The organism is Peribacillus sp. RS7 (genome assembly GCF_041956845.1).
Lineage (GTDB): Bacteria > Bacillota > Bacilli > Bacillales > DSM-1321 > Peribacillus.
This window is the reverse complement of sequence record NZ_CP168135.1, coordinates 1,794,455-1,810,124: the sequence shown is the minus strand read 5'-3', so window position 1 is coordinate 1,810,124 and position 15,670 is coordinate 1,794,455. Positions and strand designations below refer to the sequence as shown.

The 15,670-nt window shown below is 40.3% G+C and carries 11 protein-coding genes; 7 read left to right on the top strand and 4 right to left on the bottom strand.

All coding sequences use genetic code 11. The annotated features are described in order from the left end of the window. Positions 1-733: 733 nt before the first annotated feature. Positions 734-1,147 (top strand): hypothetical protein, encoded by a 414-nt coding sequence (locus tag ACDZ29_RS09285; RefSeq protein ID WP_289327027.1) that lies wholly within the window; start codon positions 734-736, stop codon positions 1,145-1,147. A 181-nt stretch (positions 1,148-1,328) separates the two neighbouring features. Here the strand turns inward: ACDZ29_RS09285 and ACDZ29_RS09280 are convergent, their stop codons facing one another. After that, the gene (locus ACDZ29_RS09280; protein ID WP_375090726.1) at positions 1,329-2,867 is read right to left on the bottom strand and encodes a PLP-dependent aminotransferase family protein; all 1,539 of its coding nucleotides are present in this window, start codon (positions 2,865-2,867) and stop codon (positions 1,329-1,331) included. Positions 2,868-2,898: 31 nt separating this feature from the next. Here ACDZ29_RS09280 and ACDZ29_RS09275 point away from each other — a divergent pair, with 31 nt between their 5' ends. Further along, complete coding sequence (locus ACDZ29_RS09275) at positions 2,899-3,507, top strand: LysE/ArgO family amino acid transporter (protein ID WP_289327026.1); 609 nt, start codon at positions 2,899-2,901, stop codon at positions 3,505-3,507. 158 nt (positions 3,508-3,665) lie between these two features. On the opposite strand, the gene ACDZ29_RS09270 is transcribed toward ACDZ29_RS09275, so the two are convergent. Then, positions 3,666-6,638 (bottom strand): DEAD/DEAH box helicase, encoded by a 2,973-nt coding sequence (locus ACDZ29_RS09270; RefSeq protein ID WP_370016844.1) that lies wholly within the window; start codon positions 6,636-6,638, stop codon positions 3,666-3,668. Beyond that, positions 6,631-8,256 (bottom strand): hypothetical protein, encoded by a 1,626-nt coding sequence (locus ACDZ29_RS09265; protein WP_370016843.1) that lies wholly within the window; start codon positions 8,254-8,256, stop codon positions 6,631-6,633. Before ACDZ29_RS09265 ends, ACDZ29_RS09270 begins: the two co-directional genes overlap by 8 nt. Before the next feature lie 115 nt (positions 8,257-8,371). On the opposite strand from ACDZ29_RS09265, the gene ACDZ29_RS09260 reads away from it, so the two are divergent. Further along, positions 8,372-8,596 carry a hypothetical protein gene (locus ACDZ29_RS09260; RefSeq protein WP_375090725.1) on the top strand — a complete coding sequence of 75 codons (225 nt, stop codon included), beginning with the start codon at positions 8,372-8,374 and terminating at the stop codon, positions 8,594-8,596. A gap of 177 nt (positions 8,597-8,773) precedes the next feature. Here ACDZ29_RS09260 and ACDZ29_RS09255 read toward each other — a convergent pair whose 3' ends face one another. After that, the gene (locus tag ACDZ29_RS09255) at positions 8,774-9,667 is read right to left on the bottom strand and encodes a helix-turn-helix domain-containing protein (RefSeq protein WP_289327022.1); all 894 of its coding nucleotides are present in this window, start codon (positions 9,665-9,667) and stop codon (positions 8,774-8,776) included. A 544-nt stretch (positions 9,668-10,211) separates the two neighbouring features. On the opposite strand from ACDZ29_RS09255, the gene ACDZ29_RS09250 reads away from it, so the two are divergent. From ACDZ29_RS09250 to ACDZ29_RS09235, 4 genes are all read left to right on the top strand, one after another. Further along, the gene (locus ACDZ29_RS09250) at positions 10,212-10,529 is read left to right on the top strand and encodes a hypothetical protein (RefSeq protein ID WP_375090724.1); all 318 of its coding nucleotides are present in this window, start codon (positions 10,212-10,214) and stop codon (positions 10,527-10,529) included. 639 nt (positions 10,530-11,168) lie between these two features. Beyond that, a complete protein-coding gene (locus ACDZ29_RS09245; protein WP_375090723.1) occupies positions 11,169-12,605 on the top strand; it encodes a hypothetical protein in 1,437 nt (478 codons plus the stop codon). 653 nt (positions 12,606-13,258) lie between these two features. Continuing rightward, on the top strand, positions 13,259-15,265 hold the full coding sequence (locus ACDZ29_RS09240) for a penicillin-binding transpeptidase domain-containing protein (RefSeq protein WP_375090722.1): 2,007 nt from the start codon (positions 13,259-13,261) through the stop codon (positions 15,263-15,265). 233 nt (positions 15,266-15,498) lie between these two features. Then, on the top strand, positions 15,499-15,663 hold the full coding sequence (locus ACDZ29_RS09235; RefSeq protein WP_375090721.1) for a hypothetical protein: 165 nt from the start codon (positions 15,499-15,501) through the stop codon (positions 15,661-15,663). Positions 15,664-15,670 lie beyond the last annotated feature (7 nt).

Below are 15,670 nucleotides of genomic sequence, written 5' to 3'. Positions count from 1 at the left end.
GTAGACAAATTCGCAGAAAGCGAGTTTGCCTACAGTTTTTTTCATTGAAAAACGTTCCAGCTTATTTCAGAAGTCCGCTCCCTTTCCGCCGACTGTCTGCCAAGCCGCATCAAAGCAAGCGTCTGTGGGGTCTCGTCTAGCCAGTTATTCGGCAGGAGTGTCGCAAATTTCTTCAATCTAATGAGGGTTTCATTCCATAAAAAAGTAAAAAAACATGAAGGATTACCAAGTTTTCCTTTCTAATCATGGTTCGGGGTAGTCCAATCCGAACCTCCTTTTGACGAAGAAAAGCGAGTTTACCTACAGTATTCTTTAAAAAAACATTCCAGTTGATTGGAACGGAAGGTACGAGACTCCTGCGGGAAAAGCGTGTCCAAGGGAGACCCCACAGGCGCAAAGAGCGCCGAGGAGGCTCCCGGACAGCCCGCGGAAAGCGAGTGCCTGGAGTGGAAATCAACGTTCGAATTGTGTACAAACCCTCAAAAAAACTGTTGGTAAAATCAATTATTATCGAGTTTGTTTACAGTATGAGCCCTCTTATCCAAGAGGGCTGTTTTTGCGTAAATGAATTTGGAGTATGAAGTCTTTCGTGATGATTTTGGAGTAGTTTGCTGCGTTTTCACCGTACTAATATGGAAATCTATTAGTGAGGAAGTATTTTCATTATCTAGCAGGTAAATAGTGAAAGGTGAAGGAATTAGGTATAAAGAACTGATAAAAAAGGAGGATATCTATGTATCGTAAGAAGTATTCGAGCAAAAAGGTATATAATCGTGGAATTACAGTGAAATTTGAAAGAAAAGGAAGCGACTCATCACTTACAAAACCGAGTTTCTTTGATGCACTTCAGCACGTCAATTCTCCATTTGAAAAAGAGCCCCGCTCAGATTCACCCTATCAGGATTTTCCGCTATTTGAGGAGGTAGCCCTTTCTTTTTTTGAAAAGGGTGCTAAAACATCAATAAATTATGACCCCCAACAAGAAAAAATCACCATTGAGGAAAGTTCAGATCAATATCATCAGAATAAGGGGGAGGCGCTTACCGAAATCCTCGATCATATCATGATCAATCATGGAAATCACCATTCTTTTTTCATCATCCAACTGAAAGAATGGAACGTAAAAAGGAAATCAGGCACTCCGTGACTTTCTTTACCTTTCTTAGGCAGGACATTAAAGCTGGTCACTTTCGTTAAAAGTGGAACGTAATTCGACAAGGTTCGTTACCCGGTACATGTAAATTGTTCAGTTCAATATGAATGGGGGCTGCCACGAGCAGCTCCATTAATGTCTCAATACGATGAGGCGCTTTTGATCAATCAAGAATTCAAACTAACTGCCGAATGATTTTTGAAAGGGTTTGAATGCCATAAGCTAATTGGTCCTCCGAGGCGTATGAATATGAAAGCCGTAGATGTGTCGTGTCATTTGGTTCATATATGTACCCCGGATTAAGGAGTATGTTCTCCTTTATCGCTTGTTTGAAAAGATTTGGATTCACGATGGGTTTACATAATTTTAACCATATATAAAATCCGCCTTGAGGTATTTTCCATTCTGCCAGTCCCTTAAAATATTGATTGAGAAGAGATAATGTAAAATCTCTACGTACTATCAACTCATGCCTTAGCCACTCTAAATGCTTTGAATATTGACCACTTGCCAACCATTCTGCCACAAGGTATTGGGAAAGTGCACTGGAACCGTAATCCATTTGCATTTTAATATCTGCTAAACGTTCAATCACAGTTATTGGACCAGCAATCCATCCGATGCGCAATCCGGGGCTTAACGTTTTGGACATACTGCCAATGTGCAATACAAGGCCATCTGCATCAAGTGATTTTATAGGTAGCGGTGGTTCCTTATCAAACCATAAGTCACTATATACGTCATCTTCAATAATCGGAATCTGTTCTTTTTTGCATATGGATAGGAGGTTTTGTCTTTCTTCTTTTGTCCATGTAGTATTTGTTGGATTGTTGAACGTTGGAACAGTATAAAACAGTGACGCTTTCTTCTTTTCAATGATGCGCTTTATTTGTGTGGGAATACTTTCCCGGCCTTGGTTTGATATACCTACTAAGTTCATGCCCGCAGATTGAAAAGGATGAACAGAATTTAAATAGGAAGGGGATTCATGTAAAATCATTGATCCCTTTTGAAGTAAACCGACTGAAATCAATTGGAGTGCTTGAAGCCCGCCAGAAACGATCATGAGGGAGCTGGGGCTTGCCTTGACCCCTTTTGTTTCTAAATAAACACTTATACATTGGCGGAGCCTTTTATCGCCCTTGGGTTCAGAATAACCCAATGAGTGGGCATCGAAAGAAGTGGAATGCAGCGTCTTTTCGATTTTTTTTGTCGGCAGGAGAGACGGTGAAAGTTCGCCCGTGCCTAATCTGATGATGGTGGTGTCTGTTTCATACTGATTAATGTCCTGAATCGTTTTTAAATTAGGTTCATGAAGGCCATTTCGGACATAGTTTCTCCAGTCGGGCTGTTTGCTGGAGACGAGCACATTCCATGTGTTATTCGAAACGAATGTGCCGGACCCTACCTTGGTTTCCAATAGTCCATCTGCAATCAACTCATCTATAGCTGTAATGATGGTACTTCGGTTAACGCCAAAGGAATCGGCCAATGAGCGTTGTGCTGGAAGCTTGGTCGCAACGGGCCATTCCCCCCTTGTTATTTGTTGTTTCATCCAATCCACTATTTGTCGGTGAAGTGATATGTTGGATGTCCGGTTAGGTCTCCATTCGATGATCATACGAAAAATCACTCCTTTCAGGTCTATATTCATTATAAATTGGTTGGGTTGAAAACCAACCAATTGGATGGTCATTTCCTTTGTTTTTTTCATTATACTGAATGTGGGGGAGGGAGGTATTCGTATGGGACCATTTTTTCATGGATTGTTATTGGCATTAGGACTGATACTGCCATTAGGAGTCCAAAATGTATTTATTTTTAATCAGGGAGCAATCCAACCTACGTTAAAAAAAGCATTGCCTGCAACGATCACAGCTGCCATTTGTGATACCGTACTCATTCTGTTAGCCATTTTAGGTGTATCGTTGATTGTCATGCAATATGATTGGTTGCGTCTTACGTTAATCATAATCGGAGTTATATTCCTATTGTATATGGGTTTTCAGATTTGGTCTGCCAAAGCAAATACACAGTCAGATGCTCAAACTATGCAGATGTCCGTTAAAAAACAAATTGTATTTGCTTTATCGGTATCATTACTCAATCCACATGCGATCTTAGATACGATAGGTGTAATCGGTTCTAGCTCACTTGTTTACTCCGGAACTGATAAAATGATTTTCACGGGAACATGCATCGTTGTGTCATGGTGCTGGTTCCATGGATTATGTCTTGCGGGAAGATTGCTGAAAAAGGTTGATACATCAGGCAAATTCCTTGGAATATTAAATAAAATCTCTGCAATCATCATCTGGATTACGGCTCTCTATATGGTGAAATCGTTTTTTTGAAAAAATGATATTGTGCAGCATTAACCACTTAATGGGCACTTTTTAAAAAAATAAAGGAGAATACATATTATATGTATTCTCCTTTTATGTCTTGATAAGCAACACCCCGCATTCATTCATCTTCATATCGAGAGAGCGGGTGTTTGAGTGTGAGAACATTATTGAAGAGCAACCAAGTCCTTGATTTCCTCTGTGGAAAGTTCGGTGATCCAGTTGTCACTGCTGATGATTTCGTCGTTCAGGGCTTGCTTTTTATCAAGCATCTGGTCGATTTTTTCTTCCAGTGTCCCTGTGCATATTAGCTTATGAACGTGAACGAAACGCTGTTGCCCAATTCGGTATGCACGGTCGGTGGCTTGATTTTCAACAGCTGGGTTCCACCAGCGATCATAGTGAATCACGTGGTTTGCTTCTGTTAAATTGAGCCCGGTGCCACCTGCTTTCAGCGAGAGAATAAAGATTGGGAACTCCCCATCTTGGAATCGAGTGATCATTTCATCACGCTGTTTCTTGTTCGCACTCCCGTTCAGGAATGGCACTTCAAAGCCATACCGTTTTTCCAACAATTCTTTCATCATATTGCCCATCCCGATATATTGTGTAAAAATGAGACAGCTTTCATCCTGTTCGCGGACAGCATCGACAAGCTCAGTCAGCTTCTCGAGTTTGCCTGATCGGTTAGGCGCCTTCATGATGTTTTCCTTGTCCATCTCTTTTAAGTAAAGAGCTGGGTGATTGCAGAGTTGCTTTAGCTTATTCAGCATCTGCAGGATGATGCCTTTTCTTTCAAAGGCCGACAGTTGTTCGATATCGGTGAATGTATCTTTGATCAATTGTTCATATAACGACGCTTGCTCTGTGGTAAGCGGTACGAATTCTTTTTGTTCTTGCTTATCCGGGAGATTAAGTGCGACTTCTTTATCGCGTTTTGTACGGCGGAGTAAAAATGGCTGTATCAAACGCTGTAATTCTTTGACTTTATCCTTCTGTTCATCACGTTCGATGGTCGCCACATATTTTTCCTGAAACTGACCTAGCGTTCCAAGATAACCTTTATTGATGAAGTCGAAAATCGCCCATAGCTCACTTAAACGGTTTTCCATTGGCGTACCCGATAACGCAATATGATGCCTGCCATTTAGCTTGCGGACCGCTTTGGATTGCTTTGTTTGGGCATTCTTGATGTTTTGTGCCTCATCAAGGATTACGCTGCTCCAATGGATGGAGGACAGTTCAGCTACATCTTGGTGGGTCAGGCCGTATGATGTTAAGACAATATCATGGTCCGCTGCCAGTTTAGTAAATGCTTCACCTTTAGCCCGATTTGAACCGTAGTGAAGGTGAACTTTAAGTGTTGGTGCGAATTTTTCCAATTCCTTTTGCCAGTTGCCTAATACTGATGTTGGGCAAACGATGAGCGCCGATTGTACAGAGACGGTTTCGGGTGGAGAGGTATTGACCTCAGCCTCATCGCTGCTCTCTTCGTTACTTTCCTCTTCGACGATGATCGTTTCACTCTTTTGTTCGTCCAAGGGAGTAGTGGGCAGCTCTTTACTTGCTCCTTCTTTGTCTTTCACATGAAGGAGGTAGGCAATCATCTGGACAGTCTTCCCAAGCCCCATATCGTCGGCTAGACAAGCACCAAAACCATGCTCCCTTAAAAAAAGGAGCCAGCTCATGCCCAGTTTTTGATAAGGTCGTAAATCGCCTTGAAGTGTATTGGGGACGGGCAAAACGGATATGTTTTTTGTTTCCCTGAGTCTTCCCACCATTTTACGAAGCTCCTGGTTCAATTCAAATTGAATCCGGAGCATTTCGTCGTTTTCAGAATCGTCATCGCTATCTTCATTTACGCCATTCAACAATTCCTGCTGCAGCAAATCAGTCAGCTGGATTCCTTTTTCATTAGCCGTTTCCATCAGCTCCTGAATTTGTTTAATGAAAGCGGGATCAAGCTTGACCCATTGGCCACGGATGAACACAAGCCGCCTTTTTTCATTGACGAGCTCCTCGAACTCCGCCTCAGTGAGCTCTTTGCCATTTAATGAGAAACGCCAATCAAAGTCCATTAAAGCCTTTAACCCGACATAAGAAGGGCCGCGATTTGATTGGCTCTTTACTTTCGCCTTAACCTTCAAAGAGGACTCCTTCAAGGCAAGCCACCAGGATGGAAGGAGAATTTCGACGCCAAGAAACAGGAGTTTTTCGCTTGCGTCGGTCAAGAACTCCCATGCATCCGTTTCCGGAATCTCCCTTTTTAGACGTCCATTCTCTCCAAGCCATGGCACGACGAGTTGCCAGCGTTTCGTAGCACGCACCACATCACTTGCATACTTATTCCAGCCGCGCGGCAGTTTCTTTCCTGTATATGTTTCGATGATATTCTCATCCTTTTTGGAACGAAGGGTGACATCGAGTATCCAAGGCCCATTACCATCAGGAGGCTCAGTTAAACGGAGGCCTATAGTGAATGGTTTGGGATCGGGTTGGGTCCCGAGCCATTCCTGCCAGCTGTCTTTGTCAAAAAAGGATTGCAATTCTTCGGGAGAAAGCCGTGAATCCTTTAATGCCCCGACGGCTTCACTCCATTTATGCTGCATGGGTGAATAGTTTTTTAAATACATATTAGCGGCACCGTTATACCACTTTTCGATAAATGTACGATTGGTTTCCAGTTCAGGTGAAGGGAGGTCCAAAGATATTTCTTCTTCCCAAAACGAAGGGACGAATTCCTCCTCCACCTCTTCCGGCAGCTTCCAGCCGATGGAGTCCAACTGAAGATTAGTGAAATCCGGTACGGGGATTCCGGCTTCAATGGATTCATGAAGCACAGGCGCTGCCGACAGGCAAAGGGAGGATATCTCGGACCATTCCCATTCTATGAAGGAATTAAAGCTTTCCCTTGCAAAAAAGTTGAGAAGTCCCCAAGCGTCAAGAATGAATACAGGATTTCCATCAACTAGATCCGTGGTCATTTTAGTACCATAAAAGCTTGCGTCATCCCAATTGAATAACAGCCTGCGTATATAATTGGTATTGAGGAAGGTATTCTCTTCATTGACTACACCAAGGGCGTAGGATCCGTTTTCGAGAGCCGCTATTTTGATTTTTAATTTCCCTGGATTAAACATCGATAAGCTTACCCCTTTTTAGTTCTTCTTGGAAAGCGCGAAGCCGTTTGGTTGAATCAGCTACATAAAGTATATAGCGTTCGAATACGTCTTCCTTTTTGCTCTTTTTGTAGATGGTGCGCATCCTTTTCAAATAACGGACAGCTTGCTTATATGCAGGTCGGTTTTTTAAGGAAACTTTTTCCTGAACCGCATGATAATATAGGGGCAAGATTAGTTCCGGTTCTTTTGAGACCACTTCTTTGATGGATTCACTGCTGATTAAGTCAATGCTGATTTCTGAGTAAATATGCATCTCCACCCATTTTTTATATTGTCCTTGTTCAAAAAGGAAATTTGCATAATTCCAATAGCTGTGCGGAAGTGTGGCTCTGTAAAATTTCTCAAGCAAATCGGTTCGTTTTAGCTTATAACAGCAACTGTTAATTAAAGTCGTAAAGGTCCGTACGAAATCTACCCGCTGATAATAATCGGATAAATCCGCAAGAAACTCCTGGACATTAGCGTTGATGAATTCAATGAAAGGGATGGCACGTGACCGGTTGTCTGATTCAGACAGGAGATTCAGCCAATAAAAAATGTATGGACAGGCTTCCTTCTTCAATTCATGGAGTAGTCCAATCGCTTGCTTATCATGATTATCCAGAAGGGATAGGTGAATGGCTGCGAGGGAATAGGACGTCCTCTCAGTCGTGCCCATGTATTTCTCAGGAAGTTCTTTCTTGATTCGTTCCAGTTCCTCTTTACGCCATGAGGAGTTGGAGAATAAGTAGCTCCAAATCTCCCGGTAGAGGTCGATCTTTTCATATTCCAGACCATCTCCTCCATCGAGCAGCTTAGCTACATCCTCCTTGATGCTGAAAACGAAGGGATCAAAGGCGAATGGCCTAGCTTGCCGGCTAAGCGGCTGCACCGTTTCATGAAGCTCTTCTGCTAGGTCGACAGCAAGTGCATAAAAGACCCGGATCATTTGCGTCTGACTTTTATGTAACTGAATCATTCTCAGTGTCAGCTGCATCGAGCAAAATTGTGTAACGAAATGGTAAAGCAGTTTCCATTCCCGTTCCATTGGAGCTTTAGAGCTAAGGCGTTTAAAGTAAGTTTGTATATGGTTTTCAATCATATAAGTAGGCTCGCCTATATGAGGCTCGACATGTTCCTCAAAGGTAACATTCACGAATTGCTTCCATGATGGATAGCTTTTATCTAAGGTGATGGATTTCTCCCCATCCTGTTTAAGTAAATCACTCGCCCGTTTTACTTGCTGCAGTGCTTGGGCGGTTGAGGTATTTTTTGGTGCTTTCCATTCGCTCAGCCAGTCGGAAACACTAGCATGTTCTGAATACGAAGAAAAGAAAACGGCCATTTGATGCCGGCAAATGAACCTTGAATCACATGTACAGCTTCCATCCTGAGGGAAGAGTAGGTTCAGCCTGGCCTTAAAGCGCGTTTCATCCTGTACTTCAGCCGTAATCGTATCTGCCGCTTCTTCTTTAATATCAACAAGCCCCTGACGGTATAACTGAAGCCCTTGATTCACCACGTCCGAATCTTCCGGATTCCCGGCCTCCAAAAATTCCGCCAGCCGCTCCCCAACTAACAACAACTCCCGCTCCATACTCTCCTCCTTCAGGGTCAAGCCCTGTTTACCAAAATTATATTTTTGTATGATCATGAACCATCAGTACTTTAACAATCGTAGTCTTGCCTGGGTTAACCAAGGAATTGCCACAGTGACAATTTTAAAAGCCATCACAGCATATGTACCATGCTTGACTTTTTTCATGGCCATTCTCTTTCCGTCTTTTCATTTAACCCCTGTAAAAGTCAATATCGTCAAAAACCCCCTTGAATATAAGCGGTTCGGATATATAGCCTTCCAAACAGGAATAGCTAGCATTCATGCTAACCATGCCACAAATCCTTCATCCGCTTCACATTGCCAAATAGCCAAGTGATGAGGGGCAGGAACCATTTTTAAAAGTGGGTTTTTGAAGCATCTCTTTATTATACTTCATTTTGGCTTGGAATTTGAAATGTAGAATAGAGGTTTTGGAAATGATGAGTCGAGAGCTTATACATATTCTTGGTGAATGGGAAGAGCCATTCCAGTGGGAATGGCTTTATATATAGAATTAGTTTATTTTCATTTCATTCTTCCAACTGTCCAACTTTTTGTTGATGAATGTAGCGAAGGTATGATTTTTTTGTAATGTGAAGAGAAATGCTGACTTTTCCAAGTACTCTTTTGCCTCTTTAAAGTTACCTACGAGTTCAAAATTGTAACCTAAATGGTAATGTAAATCCGCTAACGCATATAATTGATCATGTTCGAGGCACCACTTTATGGCATCTTGGCAGCAGGCAATGGATTCTTCATATCGGACCAGGCGTGTTAAGACTCTGCCAAAATTATAGGATAAGCGTGTCTTTAGCGTTTTATCGGTCAAAAAGGGCAGGGCTTTCAAGTGATCTAAAGCTTTCCTTAACAAGGCAAAGGCATTTTCGTATTGTTCTTCGGCAACATACATCACACCAAGGCTACTCAAGATTTCAAGCTCCCGTTCCGAATAAATTTTATCAGTCGTATGAGTGATGGCGATGGCCTGATTAATAAACTCAATGGCTTTATCTAAATCTTTATTTTTTTCATATTCGTATATTCCCTTGTGCCAAAGAATCAATTGATGATTCTTTTTATTCTGAAGAAAGAGCGGACTGTTCTCCTCAGCCTTAACAATTTGCTGCATTTCTTCATAATTTCGGGTTCTTCTGGCTATTTTTAATTGATAAATCACTTCTTCGACATAATCCAGCCTAGGGGTCATACCAATATCGAAAAAATAGTTTACATCAACACCTAAACGTTGAGAAATTAAGTAGAGAGTGGATGCATATGGATAGACATCGCCCTTTTCAATCTTACTGATCTGTGCTTGTGTACAAATGCCGGATGCCAACTCTTCCTGGGAAAGTCCGATTTGTTTACGTAGCTCTTTGATCTTTTGTCCAACTGCAAAAAAATCCATTTTGATTCTCCTTAAAATATGCCTAGAGTTATATTTTGTTATGAAAAATCGGTGAAAGCTGTATGTACAGGTCCTGAACGGTTTAAATAGATTCTTTAGTCGAAATTAATGGTTTTAAGAAATGTGGTTAAATATAACTATAGAATTAATTTCTATTTTAACCAATATTTTTTTAAAAGAAAAGGAGGAATGACCTATGAAAAAAAGTACTAAAGCATTAGTCGTATCTTTTCTTATCATCGCTGCTTTTGTTATTGTCCCAAGCGAATTACCAGGCCTTTACGCAGAACTTCCAGGTTTATATAAATAAGTAATGAAGCTTCCTATTATTCATTCAAGCATCTTCATATGAAGGTGTTTTTTTTATTCTTTTTAATAGATTATTCTTTTGCGCATATTCCTTTAGTTATAATTATCCATGCAATGGGGGTGAAAGGTCCATTTGGTAGGTGTGGAAGAAACGTGAGCGTAGTTTGGAACGCCTATTTCCTTTTATTAATTTTGTTATAGTGTAAATAATAAAACGGAGAGAGGTGTAAGGTTAATGATTGATATTAATATGAAAGTTAAACCCTCTTTTTACGATGATGAATGTGCCATTGTGTTTTCTTTTTCTTTTGATAAGGCAACCAGGAATATTGGTGAAGCTGTGGTGTACACATGCAAAAAATCAGATGGAAAAGAATACAGCCAAGATCATATAGATACAGATGTACAAGAAAAAATCGCTTATATTAAAGAGTTTTCGATTGTAGATGAATATCAGGCAACCTCCATGAAGAAAATTCAACATTTTTTGAATGTAATCGGTATCAAAAAATGTGTGAGGCAAAACCTTCACGGAAATGAAATCGCATTTTAAACGATAAAAACTCATGACACCATACATGTCATGAGTTTTTACCATTTAGATGAGAGTTTTGAGAATTCATTTTCATTTTTTTGATGAAATCGCTCATTTGTTTCCTTTCACTTGGTTTTGAGTTATTTGTTTTTTCGAAAAATTTAAAGTTTTGTTTATTGTTATCGGATTTCATGATGTCTCTCCTTTGCTTATTTTTTTATTTACCCTTTTTCCATTATTTAAAACGTGATTTTCATGATTTATGGATGGTTTAAAGAAGATCTTATGATTATTCCTAAAGTTATATTTTCATCTGTGAATTCCTGTATATAAGGATTAATTAGATAAAACTTAGTTCTAAAGCCCAAATATGGAGGAATTTCGTGGTTTATCATCCTGAAAATAAATGCTAAAATGGTCCGACTATCGGATTTTTCATTAGAAACATCAGTTTCTAGTACCCTAAAGTGAAGAGGGTTGAAGAACTCTTTTCGATGGCCCCCGAGCACTTGCTTGGGGGATCTTTTTTTATTTGGACAATTTGTCCAATTTATTTCTATAATATGTTTCGTTTTGTTTGTATATACATGGGTAAATAATAATTAAATAAATGAATTAACCCTTGTTTGTCGCAGGTTTAATCGGAGGAATATATTTATGGATGTGAAAGATAAGAATGATACCACGAAGCGAACTTTCCAGCAGTACATTTTTCCGTTTACGCTTGAAGGAAATATGATTGAAAAGTTTGTGGAAAAGTTGTTGGGGGACAATTTCGTTTTTTTGAACTTGAAAGATATGGAACAACAAAATCAATTTTACGGTGGCCATAAAGTTTCACACCGTAAATTGGAAAAGTATTTCATGCCTTACATCGAGCCGATATTATTTCCAGGAAACGCAAAACAGAAGGAAGGCTTGCGGCGCTTTACGAAAAAACTGGATATTGATTGTACCTTCGAATCACCCTATTTAAATACCCCATTTATTATTAACTCTATAGATATCTTCATATGTCCATTTCATATTGGCATGATGAATCTCCGTGTTACGTTACCTGAAGGACTTTCATATAATGATGTTCTCTATTTTGGGGATACATTCCGAATCCTTGAACCGATTGCTGATGACGAAGAAAAAACGAAAGTCGGCTGTCGGGAAAATCAGTATGAACAGGTGAAGGATTTCATCTTCAATGAACTATTGCCGCCAATGGAAGAATATATAGATGAAGAACAAGCGGACCCGACATATTTTGGCAGTTTACCCTTCTTCATCGATGAAAGAATGTACGTGATCAGTTACATTGCATTCCCTGAGAATCGTGATATTTCTAAAAATGACTTATTCCGGATCAGTGAACTGAACGGGTATGACAATGATGGGGAGCCATATATAGGCGCATTAAACCCTGATTATATTGAAAGCTATTATCAAGAAAGGGTTTATGACAGGTGGGGCAAGGAAACCTATTATGTAACAAGCATGTATCATTTCGCGTGTGTCACGAAAGCGACAGGTAAACTGGAACAGGAACTGGCCAGTGAAATGTACGGCCAGCACTTTTACACGGTGTTGCTCTTCTTCTATTATAAAATCGTACTGCTCAAATTGGCTCATGAACATTCCCGAATAGATGTGGAAAAAGATCAATCGGATACGGAACAGCTGATTTTCATGATCACTGAGTTTTCTGCAAAATATTTATTTACTGAAGTCAATAGTACGGCTGTCGGTAAAGAGCTATTCAAAAAAACGGATGAAACCTTCAGGATCGCCACTCTCTATAAAGAAGTGAAGGAAACACTTTCCTACCTTTATCAAAACCAGGATAAACTGGCTGGGAAAAGCAGTAATTATCTCTTGCAAATACTAACGATTTATACGGTTATTTCCGGGATATTCGGAATGAATCTATATATTGAAGATTGGAAAGGGAAATTACCGTGGAAAGCATATATGAATTACTCCCTATACGAATGGGTAGCTGTCATGGTGACGACGAGCGGTCTCATCATTTCGAGCATCCTGGGCTTTTTCTTCTTGAAAAAATGGTTGCAAGAGAAAAAAAGCCGAAAAAAAAGAATGCTTTAATTTGTCGAAAAAGGGGAATTAGGAATTGCCTCACCCAACGATTATCGTTCATGTTTTTTTACTTTATTATAGTGGATGAAACCACTGGTTTAATGGAATTTCGATACTCCTGCCGAATAACTGGCTAGCCTGGACCACGCAGGATGCTAGCGTGAGAAGGCTTGGTAGACGGTCGGCGGAAAGGATTTGCGGATTTCCGAAAACAAATGGACCTTTTATTAGGAAAAAACTGTAGCTGCTGGTTTTATTTCGAACCATGAATTTAAAAGAAAAACTTGAATTTCATTCATGTTTTTTTACTTTATTATAGTAGATGAAATCTTCACCGGATTGAAGGAATTTGCGACACTCCTGCCGAATAACTGGCTAGCCGGACCCCACAGATGCTTGCTTTGATGCGGCTTGGCAGACAGTCGGCGGAAAGGGAACGGATTTCTGAAAACAACTGAAACGTTTAAAAAACTGTAGGCAAACTCGCTTTCTTCGAAGTCGTCTATAGTCTGAAGTCCTGTACAATATGTACAGGACTTTTGCTTTAGAAAAAACATGGTTAATTAGCAAAATCAAGAAATCTGTCATGTAAAATCCCCCATTCCCCTAATATTTTGATAAACTATAGGTATATCACTCTAACTATTCATTAGGAGGAAATCATGAAGAAACTAGCTTTAGTTTCCAGCTTATTGTTGATGAGCGTATTGTTCCTGGCCGGGTGCTCGGATGAGCCAACTCCAGAAGATCGCTTTGCAGCATATACGAAGCTTTGGAATAAACAGGATTTTACGAAGATGTACGAATATCTGTCACCTGAGACAAAGAAAGAAATCAGTGCGGATGAATTTGCGAAACGTTATGAAAAAATCTATTCGGGCATAGAAGTCGACCAATTAAAGGTGGACTATAAACAGCCAAAAGAAGAAAAAGATCATAAAGATGGAGAAAAGGTGAACCTTGCTTATACCGTTGATATGTCCACTATGGCAGGTGCAGTCAGCTCTGACCATAAAGCGACCCTTGTCAAGGAAGGGGAAGGTGAGGAAGAAAATTGGTACATCAAGTGGGATGAAAGTTATATATTCCCTAAATTGGAAGCTGGTGAAAAGATATCTGTTGAATCGTATCCAGCCATTCGCGGGGAAATTGTCGATCGAAATGAACGCGGTCTTGCCATGAATGGAACGGTAGCAGAAGTAGGAATTGTGCCAGAGAAAATGGCCAATGAATCCGAAACAGTTAAAAAGGTCGCTGGAATCCTCAATATGACCACCGACGAAGTGAATCAGAAATTAAAACAATCATGGGTGAAGCCCAGCTATTTCGTCCCCATCAAGAAAATGTCAAACGATAATACCGCAACCTTGGAAAAGCTATTAAGCATTGCTGGGGTATCGGTCAATAATACGGAAGAACGCATATATCCATATAAAGAGGCTACTGCCCATCTAATTGGATACGTCGGCGAGGCATCAGCCGAAGACTTGGAGAAATTGAAAGGGAAAGGTTATACCGCAAGTGACGTTATTGGCAAGCGAGGCCTTGAGGAAGTTTTAGAAGAAAGGCTTAAAGGGAAACCTGGCGGTAAAATCTTTATTAAATCAGAAGATGGCGAAGAAAAAGTAATTGCTGAAAAACCTGCTGAAGAGGGAGAAACAATTACATTGACCATCGATGCCGAGCTTCAAAAGGATATCTTTAAGCAATATAAGAACGAAGTTGGATCAGCATCGGCACTTGATCCAAAAACCGGTGAAACGCTTGCACTTGTTTCAAGTCCGTCATTCGATCCTAATAAATATATATTCGGAATAACAAAAGCGGAACAAAAAGCGCTTGAAGAAGACCCAAAAAAACCGCTCTTAAACCGTTTCAGTTCGACGTTTGCACCTGGTTCAACCATTAAGGCGATTACTGCGGCAATCGCTTTGAAAAATGGTGTGGATCCGAATGAGACAATAAATATCCAAGGAAAAACGTGGGCCAAATCGACATGGAAAGATCATTCCATTACAAGGGTTTCTGACCCCGGTGTTCCAATCGATATGGAAAAGGCATTAATTTATTCAGACAATATTTATTTTGCCCAAAAAGCATTGGGGCTTGGAAAAGAAAAATTCTCAAATGGACTCAAGGCATTCGGATTTGATGAAGCTTTGAACTACGATTATCCGATCAAAGCATCGAGCATTGGTAAAATCGACAGTGAAGGACGCTTGGCAGACGCTGGATATGGTCAAGCTCAAGTCCAAATGAGCACTCTTCATCTCGCTATGACCTATTCAGCCTTCTTGAATGAAGGAAACATCCTGGCACCTTCGTTAATAACAGGAGATAAAATAGAAAAGAAAATATGGAAGGGAAATTCCATATCAGCAGACCAAGCAAATCAGATCACCAAGATGCTGACACAAGTAGTGGAACATCCTAAGGGAAGCGGACATGGAATAAATGATCTTGGCATAAAAATCGCAGCCAAAACGGGAACTGCTGAAATCAAGGCATCCAAAAACGCTGACGGAACAGAAAATGGCTGGTTTGTTGCAATGGACTTAGAAGACCCAGAACTTCTCATGGCATGGATGGTAGAGGATGTAAAAGGACGGGGCGGCAGCCATGTCGCTATCGATCATATGAAACCGGTCTTGAAGAAGTATTTAAAGTAAAGAAATAAGTACCCATCAGAAAATGGTTAGATGCATCGAGCATTTACCAAATAAAAAGCTGGACATGTTTTCTTCCATGTCCAGCTTTTTTTTTTAACGGTTAAGGATTTCAGTACCTTCATAAATGATCAAAAACGTTATGCTATTCAACCTCAATATTAAAGGTTGGATTTGAAGGATAATGAGTCGTACATACAGAATGTAAAAAAGAGAGTTCAGTAAACCTTAAAAGTTTGTCATTCAAAAAGGAGTTAAAAACAAGGAATGAAAATCATGGAACATGGTTCAGAAGCAGTGACATCATCCAGGATTATTATATACTCTCCCATGCCATTGGATTGAACGTATCAGGATTAATGCGTCCGGAAATCTTTGAAAGACAAATAGAATTGGAATGAGGATGAA

What these genes read in the sequence shown, in the direction of transcription:
- ACDZ29_RS09250 (WP_375090724.1), top strand. Translation starts at nt 10,212, where the DNA reads ATGATTGATATTAATATGAAAGTTAAACCCTCTTTTTACGATGATGAA.
- ACDZ29_RS09265 (WP_370016843.1), bottom strand. Translation starts at nt 8,256, where the DNA reads ATGGAGCGGGAGTTGTTGTTAGTTGGGGAGCGGCTGGCGGAATTTTTG.
- ACDZ29_RS09285 (WP_289327027.1), top strand. Translation starts at nt 734, where the DNA reads ATGTATCGTAAGAAGTATTCGAGCAAAAAGGTATATAATCGTGGAATT.
- ACDZ29_RS09240 (WP_375090722.1), top strand. Translation starts at nt 13,259, where the DNA reads ATGAAGAAACTAGCTTTAGTTTCCAGCTTATTGTTGATGAGCGTATTG.
- ACDZ29_RS09280 (WP_375090726.1), bottom strand. Translation starts at nt 2,867, where the DNA reads ATGAAAAAAACAAAGGAAATGACCATCCAATTGGTTGGTTTTCAACCC.
- ACDZ29_RS09255 (WP_289327022.1), bottom strand. Translation starts at nt 9,667, where the DNA reads ATGGATTTTTTTGCAGTTGGACAAAAGATCAAAGAGCTACGTAAACAA.
- ACDZ29_RS09270 (WP_370016844.1), bottom strand. Translation starts at nt 6,638, where the DNA reads ATGTTTAATCCAGGGAAATTAAAAATCAAAATAGCGGCTCTCGAAAAC.
- ACDZ29_RS09275 (WP_289327026.1), top strand. Translation starts at nt 2,899, where the DNA reads ATGGGACCATTTTTTCATGGATTGTTATTGGCATTAGGACTGATACTG.
- ACDZ29_RS09245 (WP_375090723.1), top strand. Translation starts at nt 11,169, where the DNA reads ATGGATGTGAAAGATAAGAATGATACCACGAAGCGAACTTTCCAGCAG.